The organism is Deltaproteobacteria bacterium, from assembly GCA_013151235.1.
Lineage (GTDB): Bacteria > CG2-30-53-67 > CG2-30-53-67 > CG2-30-53-67 > CG2-30-53-67 > JAADIO01.
Genome location: JAADIO010000037.1, coordinates 1 through 11,748, shown reverse-complemented (window position 1 = coordinate 11,748; position 11,748 = coordinate 1). Strand labels below are relative to the sequence as shown.

General features: G+C 51.9%; 12 protein-coding genes and 1 CRISPR repeat array. All 12 genes read right to left on the bottom strand.

The window, feature by feature from the left end; translation table 11 throughout:
* Positions 1 to 637: 637 nt before the first annotated feature.
* The 12 genes from GXP58_07525 to GXP58_07470 all read right to left on the bottom strand — a co-directional run bounded on the left by GXP58_07525 (position 638) and on the right by GXP58_07470 (position 10,780).
* Positions 638 to 1,087: an NUDIX domain-containing protein gene (locus GXP58_07525; GenBank protein ID NOY53453.1), complete on the bottom strand. Its 450-nt coding sequence runs from the start codon at positions 1,085 to 1,087 to the stop codon at positions 638 to 640.
* Between the two features lie 261 nt (positions 1,088 to 1,348).
* A complete protein-coding gene (locus GXP58_07520; protein ID NOY53452.1) occupies positions 1,349 to 1,807 on the bottom strand; it encodes a hypothetical protein in 459 nt (152 codons plus the stop codon).
* A 58-nt stretch (positions 1,808 to 1,865) separates the two neighbouring features.
* Positions 1,866 to 2,807, bottom strand: coding sequence for a class I SAM-dependent methyltransferase (locus GXP58_07515; GenBank protein ID NOY53451.1), 942 nt, complete (start codon positions 2,805 to 2,807; stop codon positions 1,866 to 1,868).
* Positions 2,808 to 2,926: 119 nt separating this feature from the next.
* Positions 2,927 to 3,595: an ATP-dependent Clp protease proteolytic subunit gene (locus GXP58_07510; GenBank protein ID NOY53450.1), complete on the bottom strand. Its 669-nt coding sequence runs from the start codon at positions 3,593 to 3,595 to the stop codon at positions 2,927 to 2,929.
* 148 nt (positions 3,596 to 3,743) lie between these two features.
* Positions 3,744 to 4,757, bottom strand: coding sequence for a hypothetical protein (locus tag GXP58_07505; GenBank protein NOY53449.1), 1,014 nt, complete (start codon positions 4,755 to 4,757; stop codon positions 3,744 to 3,746).
* Complete coding sequence (locus GXP58_07500; GenBank protein ID NOY53448.1) at positions 4,754 to 5,155, bottom strand: helix-turn-helix transcriptional regulator; 402 nt, start codon at positions 5,153 to 5,155, stop codon at positions 4,754 to 4,756. Before GXP58_07500 ends, GXP58_07505 begins: the two co-directional genes overlap by 4 nt.
* Positions 5,156 to 5,378: 223 nt before the next feature.
* Complete coding sequence (locus tag GXP58_07495; GenBank protein NOY53447.1) at positions 5,379 to 5,795, bottom strand: hypothetical protein; 417 nt, start codon at positions 5,793 to 5,795, stop codon at positions 5,379 to 5,381.
* A 10-nt stretch (positions 5,796 to 5,805) separates the two neighbouring features.
* Positions 5,806 to 6,792, bottom strand: coding sequence for a hypothetical protein (locus tag GXP58_07490; protein NOY53446.1), 987 nt, complete (start codon positions 6,790 to 6,792; stop codon positions 5,806 to 5,808).
* Between the two features lie 26 nt (positions 6,793 to 6,818).
* Positions 6,819 to 8,573, bottom strand: a complete 1,755-nt coding sequence (locus GXP58_07485; protein NOY53445.1) for an ATP-dependent Clp protease ATP-binding subunit — start codon at positions 8,571 to 8,573, stop codon at positions 6,819 to 6,821.
* Positions 8,574 to 8,955: 382 nt separating this feature from the next.
* Positions 8,956 to 9,726 (bottom strand): PEP-CTERM sorting domain-containing protein, encoded by a 771-nt coding sequence (locus tag GXP58_07480; GenBank protein NOY53444.1) that lies wholly within the window; start codon positions 9,724 to 9,726, stop codon positions 8,956 to 8,958.
* 397 nt (positions 9,727 to 10,123) lie between these two features.
* Complete coding sequence (locus GXP58_07475; GenBank protein NOY53443.1) at positions 10,124 to 10,489, bottom strand: hypothetical protein; 366 nt, start codon at positions 10,487 to 10,489, stop codon at positions 10,124 to 10,126.
* A 93-nt stretch (positions 10,490 to 10,582) separates the two neighbouring features.
* Entirely contained in the window at positions 10,583 to 10,780 is a 198-nt protein-coding gene (locus GXP58_07470; GenBank protein NOY53442.1) for a hypothetical protein, read from the bottom strand.
* Positions 10,781 to 11,111: 331 nt separating this feature from the next.
* A CRISPR array of direct repeats spans positions 11,112 to 11,741; the repeat unit is 36 nt; unit sequence GTTTCAGAACTTCGTAAAGTCTCCTTCTTACATAAC.
* Between the last annotated feature and the right edge of the window lie 7 nt (positions 11,742 to 11,748).

Here is an 11,748-nt window from a genome sequence, read left to right as displayed (position 1 = left end):
GTCCTGGCACCACCAAGTGTTGGTACCGTTGAACTTCAATAACCCCGGGAACGGGATCGCCTCCGCCTGCCAAACGGCAGAAAAGAGGCACAAAACAACAAACGCAACAATAACTCCGATAATCTTTTTCATGGCTCTTCCTCCTCGCCCCCCCTTTTCCGTAATTTTCCTTGTAAAGGATTAAGTCATACCCCCCCTTCAATTACAAGCAATATTTATACCTCTTTTTCTCTGAAAGGCCCATAAAAGAGATAACCCTTTATAAAAGCGGGTTTTTTGCCTGAAATGAAGGCTCCAGGCAAGACCGTTATGTCGGTGGAGAGGGAAAACATTTTCCACTATTGTGAAAAGTTTTGCACGATTGTGGAAAATATTTACACACCTCCAAGCCTTGGAAGCTTGTCATCTCGAAAGAAGACGCTTATATAGGCGGAATCCTCCTGTCGAGGATCCATTTTCCAGAGCGACGCATTGAAGGTCTTCAAGACACGGAAAAAGCCAAAACCTTTCCCCGGGTGATTGAAACAGACTCTGCGAACACGCGACCCGACTTCTCCCCATCGGGGCATCTCATCTGATTATTCTTTGCAGAAATGCCAATGACTCAATCTATTCGATGATCCCTTTTGAAATCCTCTCAATCTCCATAAAACCGGTCCAGTAGCCGTGAAAGATCATCCTTGCCGCAATCCCCCTCGTTGAGTTTCTTCCGGATTTCCTTCGGGGTCAGCCAGAAGGCTTCGATAAAGTCATGACGATTATAGGGGGGTGTGCTGTCCATCTCAATACGGTAAACTTTCATGAAGGCAGTGACTCCGTCCATGTGGGGAGAAAGATAGCCGATCTCGTTCCAATTGACGTTCATCAACTCCAGACCGAGTTCCTCCTGTAACTCCCGGGCAAAGGCCTCCTCATAGGTCTCACCACTCTTAACATGGCCCCCCATACTCGTATCGAGACCCAGGGGGATCAGTTTCTTCTCTGCCGTCCGGCGGGGGATCCAGAGCTTCCCTTCGGCGTTTTCCAGAAATGCATTGACAACCCGGAAATTCGTCAGGCCGAATCGATAGACTTCCGCCCGCCTCATCCGTCCGACGACCCGGTCCCGGTCATCAACAATATCGAGCCATTCGGAAAATGTTCCGTACAGTTCCTTCACGACAATCCTCCTCTGCAATCAATCACGGTCCGGGAACCGTCAGCCGTCTGAAAGACGACAGCCATCCCCTCTTCCGGACGGTTCCGGGTCCGGGCCTCCCGCACCTTCCCTGCGACGGATCCGTCAGAAAAAATCGTTTACATCGTCGCGCCGATGCCGGCCAGCCCGAAAATTCCCATCTTCTCTTCTTCATTCCCCCTCCTGCCGGTCCGACCAGATCTCCCTGGCATAATCAATCCAGTCATGGAACCGTCCCCGGGTCAGCAAGGCCATGGGGATTCGGTCCACGGCAAATCCGGCGCCGGAGAGGGTATTCGCCACGGAAACAGACTGGCTCGAATTCATGGAGTGAACAAGGATCGCCGTATCTTTATGGATAAACTGCATGATCGCCTTCATCACATCCCGGCCGCTTCGGTACTTGTCATCACTGGTCCGGGCTCTTTCCGGCAGATCAAAATCGAGGGCGATTCCGGCGTAGACCCGTCCCCGGTCCCGCCGGATCACCCCGAGGGCCTGTCCGGCGCTGACGGCGAAGACGGGCAAAATGTCATCCGGCAGCCATGAACGGAAGATCTTCTCCCGCTCCAGGTTGTCCTCCACGAACAGAATCCGTAAAATGGATTGTTGCGGATTGCTTCGTTCCACCGGCCGCCTCCCTGCTTCCAAGCAGTTTCATTGGAAATGTTGATCGTTATAGATACCCTCAAGCGGCATCATCCGGAAAAGGTTTCACGGTTGAGCCTTTTCCCGCGACACCGAAGAGGTTGACCCCGAGAGACTCCTTTTCAATGACCATATCGGTGATCCCGGCCTTTCGAAAGAGCCCGGCAAAGGTCTCTTCATCACGGTGGATCAGTTTCCAATCGGCGAACCACTCCATGAGTGTCCTCGACGGATTTTCATGACTGAAATTCCCGACGATCAGAATCCCGTCTTCCCGGAGAAGCGCAAAAAGCGCACGCAACACCCGGACGGCCCAGGCATCATCGAGATAGTCGAAGAGTCCGGCGCAGAGGATCAGGTCCTGTGCGCCGTAGCGGTCGAGGTTGTCCTTCCGCAGGGAGAAACGATAGGCGTCTTCCACAATGTAGTCTATCCCGGTCTGTTTCGTCACCCCGTTCAGAAGTCCCATGGCATAGTCATGAGCCTCCGGTTCATGGTCGATGTTGATCACCCGGCAGTTCTCATCCAGGGTCCCTTCTTCGGCCAGCTCGGCGATCTCACGAGCAGGCCCTGATGCGAGATTCAAGATCGAAAGTTCCCTCTTCATGCACTTTTCTTCCCGGACTTTCTCTTTCAGAAACTCTTTGCGGTTCCGTACGGCACGGCAGGCAGGTGCATCATATGCGAAGCGTTCCACATGGGTTACCACACCATCCGGAGCAGGCCGGTTCCGGTAGATCATGTCGATCGTTCTGAAATCACCGGAATAACCATAGGGCTTGAGGAAGCACTGCCGCAGGAAAGGACTCCGGCCTATCGCATCGATTGAGAAGAATTCTTTCTGAAATCGTTCCCGGACCACCTCCAGTTGCACAACATTCCTGCCGTACTTTCTCTCATAATCGCCACAGACATCGAGAAGTCCCTCCAGCACCCAGTCGACATACCCCTTTACTGCATGAATGGGAAGATCCTGAGACATCCTCTCGCAGTCCATGAATGCATCACGGCAACACTCGATTTCACGGAATAACGTTCTCACTTTTTCTTCCACCCGCACCTCCACGTCAGTCAGTTTTCTGTAAGGCAAACATCCCGGATCTAACCCAGCACCTGCCTTCCGAACAAGACCGGTGTTTTATCCGTATCTTTCCTGTCTTTCTTTTTCTTCCCGGAAGTCTTCTTTTTCATTTTTATTTCAAGCCCGTCCCGGCTCAACGGCTCTACGATGTCAGCGATGCCGTATTCAAGCGCCTCCCCGGTTGAAAGCCAGGTATCCACATCCCGGAGGAGATATCCCTCCAATTTCTCTCTCGTATCAATATGGGTGTTGTGGAGATAATGATCCACAACCCGCTCATGCATCAGATCCTGCTCTTTCCGATCCGCCAGCAACTGGCTGTGGTTTCCCTGCGTCTTGGTTGAATACCTGTGAGACAATATGGAGGTCCTGGGAGTAATGACCCGCCGCCCTTTAGCCCCTGTCATGAAAATCAGCAGAGCCATGGAACAGATCATACCGATCCCGGTTGTATAGACAGGAAGGCGGGACCACTCCATGATATCGATAATGGCGAATCCATCCGTACAACTGCCGCCGTGGGAGTTGATAATCATCTGGATACACTCGACTTTCCCGGAAATATTGTATTCGATGATTTCCTTGCACACATTCTCCGAAAGGCTTTCGTCAATGCCGCCGGCAAGATAGATGATCCCATGTTCCTTTAGATCCTTGTGGTTCTTTGATGATTCCTCTTTGCTCATCATTTTCCTCCTGTCGCGGACGTTTGGACCGTGATCATCCCCGTCGGCTCCCCGATCATCCATTTCTCCAACCTGCACCTCCGTAAAAATCCGGCAGGTTACACATCCATCCCGATCCCTCCTTTCAGGAAACACACCTACCGAAGGAAATCTAATGTAGCTTCCCATTCAAGGGCCGGCCAAAACAGGTAAACGGCGCATGTACAAAACCGTACTTCTTCCCTGCCGTCCGGAGATTATCGATATGGGTCGCATCGATCGGCCCGACGCGGTCTTCCCGTTTCCCCTCCAGCGCATGGAGCATGGTCTCCGCCAGACAGGCAAAAGTCGTACCCTTCGGCGGTCCCATCGCAAAGCCGGGGTCAACCCCGGGAATGGCGGCAAGGGAGCCGTCGATCCGGACGAGGTCCGGCCTCTTTCGGAGGAGTACCAACGAAACCGCTTCGGGTTGACAGACGTCGTAGATCACCGCCCCCTTCCGCAGGTGTTCCCCCTTCAGGATCGTATCCGAATGAGAGGTGGCGGCGACCACAATCTCCGCCCCCCGGCAAACAGCAAGATCGGTGGAGATTGTCAGGTTCCGGACGCCGTTGAGTCCGGCGGCCAGGCTCTTGAGCTTTCGCCGGTTGCGTCCGAGGAGAATGAGAGGACGGTCCTTCTTTGCAAGGAGCCGGGCGAGGGCGCTGCCTATAATCCCGGTCGCGCCCGTCACAGCGACGGCCCCCCTCTTCTTCCGGAGGATTGCCCCGATTCCTTCCATGGCGACCGCCACGGCGAAGGTATCACCGTGGGTGACCGCTGCCCGGACCTCCGAACGCTTCGCCAGCCACTTTCCGCCGTTCGTCACTGAGGCGGTGAGCGCCCCGAGCCCGATCACCTCCGCCCGCAGTTTTTCCTGAGCATAGAGGACGGTATGGAGAATCACCCTCCGAACCTCCCGCAGATTCCGGGTCAGCATCTGTTCCGCCGTCAGGGGAGCAGCAAGGATATGCCCTCTCACCTTCCCCAGCACATCGAAGGAGGAACAGAGCCATAACCGGGGAAAGGGACGGGTCAGGCGGATTCCCCGTACAACCGCCTTTTCCGGAAGATACCTGAAAAACGGAAATACTCGCACCACATCCTCATAATTCCGGGGATGCACCACAAAAACAAATTTTTTCATCTCTCCTCCCCGAACCAGACCGTCAAGACCCGGACGATCCGCTTCAACGTCTCGGGATCCCGTTCCATCAGGATCTCGTTGACCCGCCGCAACTGCACCCGTGAATAATGACAGTCGGCACAGCCTCCGTCGAGGACGCAGACCAGTTCGGCCGGATTCACTTCCAGCGCCGCCGCCAGTTTGAAGAGAATCGTCACGGAAGGGTTCTTCTCTCCCCGCTCGATCTCTCCCAGGTACTTGTAGGAAACCCCGGCCCGTTCCCCTAACATCTGCTGCGTCAGACACCGTTTTTTGCGCAGTATGCGCAACCGTTCCCCGAAATCCCGAAGCACGCAATCCTCCTCATCCACAAAATCTCCATAAGGATTATATAGATCGAGATATTCCGATAAACTCACGATGGACGGCTCCTCCTTCTTTGATTGGTCACAATATCGGCTATAAATGGCATTTTCGTTTCTGGACACTCACGAATTCATTCGTAAGACGTGCAAAAGAATGAAAATGTTTCACGGAAGATTTTTTCAGAAGAAAAAAAAGACCCCGATTGGGGCCTTTTGGAGCAGAAAATCATGACAAGAAGCAGGAAGCCGTAAGGCCCCCTGCAAGGAAAGGGAAGGATCAGGAATTCCTGAGTCGGCTCTGGATCTTACGGATTCTTCGAAATTCTTTCAGACAACGATCACATTCATTGATATGATCATCAAAAAAACTATATTTCTCCGGTGAGGAATCGGCTCTCTCATCCCCGGCATCCCGGGATAATCGCCAGGCCGTATAGTCCCATAGATCTTTCGTTTCGAAACAGGTTTCCCCCTTTTCCGGATCGATCATCCTTTCAGGATGGAGGGCATCTGCAAGCCGGTCCAGGAGAAAACGATCCCCTTCAAGGATTTGGGAAACCCTTTCACGGCACACCCGACACTCCTGGATGTGCATCATCTCTTGAGAGTTCTCCTCCAGATATCCTTCCCTCTCGATAAATTCTTCCCAAGACTTTCGGGAAGGATGTTCCGGTGGTTCATATTCTCTGATCATGGCAGACTCTCTAAATGTTATATCCCTCTTCCTGCAGAAACTGTTTCAGTCTATTTTTCGCCTTTCGTACATCACCGTGCAATGTTGACACATTCCTTCCCTGGAGGATTCCACTGATCACATCGTAAGGTGTTTTGATCAGGGCCGGCACTCTTTTCTTCCCGGATTGCGACTTGTTTTCAGTCTTCACTTCATTGTCCGGTGCTGGAGTCTCCTCAACTTCCAATTCGATGTATCGCTCCGATTCCGCAGCCAACCGACGAGAAAAATCACGGACCGCTTTTTCCTCCGCTTTCATTACATTTTCTCGTTTTCCGGAAAGGAGGTCCCCGTCGAGGAAAATATCATCAATCATCGCTGCCACCTCAACAGCATCGCGATTTATATACTGAGCCAGCTTTCTGATCTCATCCTCAGGAAACCCGAGCACATCATAATGACGAAGGGAAAAAACCCACCGCTCCATATCAGGAAGTTGACTGAAGGCAACACGCAAATCATTCTCCAGATCATTTCCCTGATTGGGTCCACACTCAGGCTCAGGCCTCCTCTGAGAAGATCGGCCGGCATCCTTCGCCATCACAGCATCCTCGTCAATATGACCATCCTTTGCGGTATCCTCCGGAATCACCTTTTGCACATCCTCAAAAGAGACCGACCCTGCCGACAGTTTTCCCTCTTTTCTGAGAACATCCTTCATCGCCCAAGCCAGACTTTGATACAGCCAGCTTGCCAGCGACCCCCTGCCTTCATACTTTCTGAGATTCTCAAAGTCATTTCTCATGATCCGGTCAAGAAAAGAGTCCCAGGCCTTATCAACCATATATCCATTCCGAAGCGAGCTGATAATTTTACGTTCCAGTACAGCATAATACCGTTCATAGAATATCCGCCATCCTTCTTCCCGGACCTCTTTGTTTTCATCCGTCATATTCCGGACGAGTTGCAGGTCTTCTTCCAATAGACGTTGATCCCGTTTTTTTTGTTTCCCTGCCATAATCTTCACAAATCGTCCAGCCCGTGCTAAGCCTCACCGTCCCGCTTCAACTCCACCGATTCGAGTTCCTCCCACTCCCGGCTTCTCCGCAATCGCAGAAGGTCCTCTCCCACTTCCCGGTCGAATACGCGGGAAAGAGCATGAGCGGGAGACTCTTCCTTGACGAGGATTTCCAGAAGAAGGTCTTTCAAAAGCTGTTCAATTCGAAGGGTCTTTCCGACCTGGCGGGACCAGGCCTCTATCTTCCTATCCAGAAGGGAGCGAATCATCTCTTCGCAAACCGGTTTCAGCACGATCAGCTCATCCACGGAAGAAAGAAAATCCTCCGGAAAGACCTCACCAAGTCCATCCAGCACGGCATCTTCCTGTTGTTCCCACGCCACATTTTCACACTCTGAAACAATTCCGATCGGCTTTTTCTCCTCGAAACCGACCCTCGTCGTCAGGAAAAAGGTCACATGATCGAAAACTAGCTCTTTCCCCTGGTAATCCCGTCCTTTCCCGGTTTCAAAGATCTGGCGAAGAATCGACAGGACCTTTTTGTCCGCCCGGTCGAAATTTCTGAGAAGGATCACACCGGTCGGCCGGTTCCGGACAAATTCGCTCAGGAGAGAAGACCGCCCCGGACCTCCTCCCATCAACATTACGAAGGAATGAAAGTCACCATAGACCTCCATATCGATGGAGAGGAAATCCTCTTCCGGGTCCTCTGAGAGAAAATCAACTACAGTTCTTGCCAGTTCCGTTTTTCCCGAGCCCCGTTCACCGGCCACGAGGAAGATGCCGTCGGGCCGGTGCGCGTCGATTCCCACCCGCGACTTGGTCAAAGCCAGGCGAAAAGCGATAGGCTTCAAGGCCTCCTCCTGCCCGGAGTAACGATCCGACAGCAGCTTCGTCAAACTTTCGAGACGGTCCATCTTCCCCGCCACGATCTCCTCCGGGATCCCCGTCATTGATGAAATCACCCGGTGTGCCGTATCCTCGGTCACAGACATCCGCTCCCCGCCACCCCCTCCATTCAAACGATCATAGACCGTCTCTATACAGGAGAGTTCGAGAAGATCGATCGACTTGTCCGGCTGGTTGCGCCCCGGCAGATAGGTCTCCGTCAGATCCACCACCTCGTCCACAAAATCATCCCCGATGGAAACCGGATAGTCTTCTTCATAACTTTTCTTCAAAGAAGAAAGAATCCTCCGGGTCTCCGCCGGAGAAGGTTCATCCAGCATGATCGGAACAAAACGGCGGGTCAGCGCCTCGTCCCCTTCAAGATCTCGCCGGTACTCACGAAGGGTCGTCGCAGCGATCATGTGGAGGGAACCGTCGGCCAAAGCGGGCTTGATCACATTGGAGCTGACGGGAAAGTTCACCAGGGTATGGAACTCGTCCATGAAGAGGATAACCGGATTCTCCCGGCACTGCTTCAGCACATTTTTGAGGATCCTTGCATATTCGGCAAAGGCCTCATCCGAATGGAGAAGAGAACCCCATATCTCGAAGAAGCTCGTCCGGATCACCTTGCGGCCAACCAGCCAGGGAGGAACCTTCCCCTTCACGATCCGGTCGGCCAGGGCATAACAAAGGGAAGACTTCCCGACACCGGCCCCCCCCAGGATCAGGGGATTGCACTTCCGCCTCCGCCCGAGGATCTTGACCATCCGGGCAAGCTCCTCCTCCCTCCCGAAAAAAGCTGGGAGACGTCCCTCGGAGGCCATGACCGTTACATCCTCGCCGATCTGGGCAAGGATATGATGCGCGTCCAGCTTCTCTATGGAGAACATAAAATCGGCTCCACTACACATCCTTCAAAACGATAACCAAGCTTACTCTTATCCTATCCTCCGCCGACAATGACCGGCCTGCCGTCAACAGAAAGATAACATTATTTATCATAACCCGTCATCTTTTTCAAAATCTTTCTCATAAAGGATTACGCTGCCGGAACAGAGGGATGGATACAGGGCGTTCCCGGCTCCGGGAAAGGGGCTGAAATGAGAGAAAACATTTTGATTCGTAATTCACAATGGAGGAACTGGAAGGAATCGCCCCCCCGGAAAGGGTCATACCCTGAAAAACCGGGGGCTCATTTGACGCAGGGTTCAGGAAGGACCGGCATCCGGAGATGCCGGTCCGTTTGCGACTGTGAACCCCGGTCCGAAGGGATCAGGCAGCCTGCCGCCTGCGGAGGGAGAAGAGGCCGGCGAGGCCGATGCTCATCAGAGCCATAGAGCCCGGTTCGGGGACCGGCGCCGGGTTGCCGTTTCTGACCTGCCATTGAAACAGACCATCCGTCCCGGCATTGCTCCTGTTGACCAGATCGAGCATGGCGGCATTATTCCCTGATTCCGGCAGCTCGTAATAATCGGTCCCATTGCCGGAATTGTAGCCGGCCCTGGCATACGCCGTGCCACTCACATCCCCTACGGTCCATCCCAGGGAGGCATATCTGAATTCGATGCCAAAGTCGCCGCCACCCTGATCGATCAACCGTAACTGGAACGAATCCAGAGGATTTGTATGGTACGAAAAATAACCAACGGCATTCCATGTGGCCGTAAAAATGCCGTTCACCGTATCTTCGTCCCAATAGACGTCTCCACTTCCCCTTGTATCGACATCCGCAAAGAAAGGAGCAATAATCGGGTTGGCGGTCGATCCCGTCATACTGTATGGAGTATACGTAGACAACGGGGCAGAGAACGTCACATTACCATTGTTGTTGAGGTAAAGCCCGGTATAGGTCGTTCCGTAGAAATTCATGCCGTTATCGAAAACCGATGAAAGATCTATGAAAGACGTCGATCCGTCATCGTTGTCGGCAAGCTGATGCTCGCCGTAGCCTGCCGTTCCACCCAGCCCGCCTGCCAGAGGTACGGCATTCGCCATTGTAACGCTTCCGAAGAGAAAGAGTACTGCAATCCACAGTGTCTTCATAACATCGTCCTTTCTGTTTCTTCGTTTTAATTAAACACACAAGTCCCAAATGGGACAAACCGTATAAGCGTACTCACCTCCTTTTCGTTGGGATAAGACACAGACAGGGTTCCGATCTCTACTTTCGAAATGCAATCACCCCGGCCATGAACCTTGATACGTCCAGTGCCACCTGCAAAATGAATCATGAAATTCTTGATATAAAGACGGGGAAAAGAGGACTTTTGTTTCTCCCCGCGAAAATTTTCCGGGGAAAACCGGAGAGCAAAGATCAATCTGAAAATCCGGGATATGAATGGAGAAAAGAGTTGTCTCCGGGTATTCCAGGGATCAGGATCCGCCCCTGGAATACCCGTGTGGGCGAGGGATAAACCGGAGTAATCGCTTCAGATGCGGATTATTGGAGATGGAATTTCTTCGTCTGCGAGCTTTCGCTCTTGATGTCGACAACGACACCCTTCCGGAAATAGAAATCAACGACCGAGGTCTTCGTCTTCCATTCCGATCCGATCCGGAAGGTGTGCTCGATCAGGCCGGCCCCGGTGATATTCTTTTTCACATAGGCATAGTGCCAGATCTCGCTTTCATTCTCGGCATCAAAACTCTTCGAAAGGGGCTCTCCAAAGAGTGCCCGGACGTCTTCCTTCGTCGATTGGTTCACGCTGATTTTGTCGTGGACCGTGGTCAGGTCGATCTCTTTCCCCGCCGTCGCGCAGGCACAGAACAACAATGGGACCAGCAGGATCACAAGCACGTTTTTCATATCAATCTCTCCTTAAACCACCTCCCCCTTCGCTGAAGGGGGACCAAGGGGGATTCAGAAAGGATCACCCCCTTTCCCCTGAAAGACCACCAACTATTCATAAAGTTCCTGATGCTTCAGGTGAATCGGCGGCATCTTTTCCGGCGTCTGGGTAATGCACTCCCGGTACTCACTCTGGACCTTATCGCCGTCGTAGGTGTAGTCCGTTCTGCACTTCGAAACCGTCACAGGAGCGCAGGACATGATAACGGCGGATCCCAGTATCAACCCGAACAGATAAAACTTTTTCATGGACCTCCTCCTTTACACTGTTTGCACTGCATGACGCAATCGCCCTGCAGTTACAAAAATTGGCGCCCTCTCCCCTTGCGTTCCCATCCTGCCTGCATGAGAAAAAGGACATTGATACGTACACCGCAGAAGAATTACACGAAACAGGGATGATTGAAACACACAGTGGAGGGTTTTATCGGGGGAAAAGGGATAAAAAACCTGCTATATGTGATATGTAGAACGACAGGAATGGAAACAAAAAGAGGCCGTTCTGTGCACCTACACAACACTGCGCTTACGAACAAGAGCCACTAAGACATTTTTCTTCTTTAAATTGTACGGAGAATACTGAACAGAACTTCGTAAAGTCTCCTTCTTACATAACCAAAGCTGGGGAGATGACCAACCACTGGATTATGTTTCCGTTTCAGAACTTCGTAAAGTCTCCTTCTTACATAACATCAAGTTTCTGAAGCACCACCTGCGCCAAAAAGGTGTTTCAGAACTTCGTAAAGTCTCCTTCTTACATAACTCCCCTGCTCTATTGTCTTTTTGACAATAATTTGAAACGTTTCAGAACTTCGTAAAGTCTCCTTCTTACATAACAGAAAAAATAGCGAAAAAATACGCCAAAACAATGTTTCGTTTCAGAACTTCGTAAAGTCTCCTTCTTACATAACTTTAAAGATCTGAGGGCTCATATAATCCTCCCAAACAAATGTTTCAGAACTTCGTAAAGTCTCCTTCTTACATAACTCGGCACAAGGTGGGCGAAACAGTGACGCTCAGGGGGTTTCAGAACTTCGTAAAGTCTCCTTCTTACATAACCTTGGGTGGCACTGCCGGCGAATCCCTGCCAAAAGCCAATTGTTTCAGAACTTCGTAAAGTCTCCTTCTTACATAACTAAGGTAGAAGGTGACGGTGACGGCCAGTATGTCTGGTGTTTCAGAACTTCGTAAAGTCTCCTTCTTACATAACACTTCTG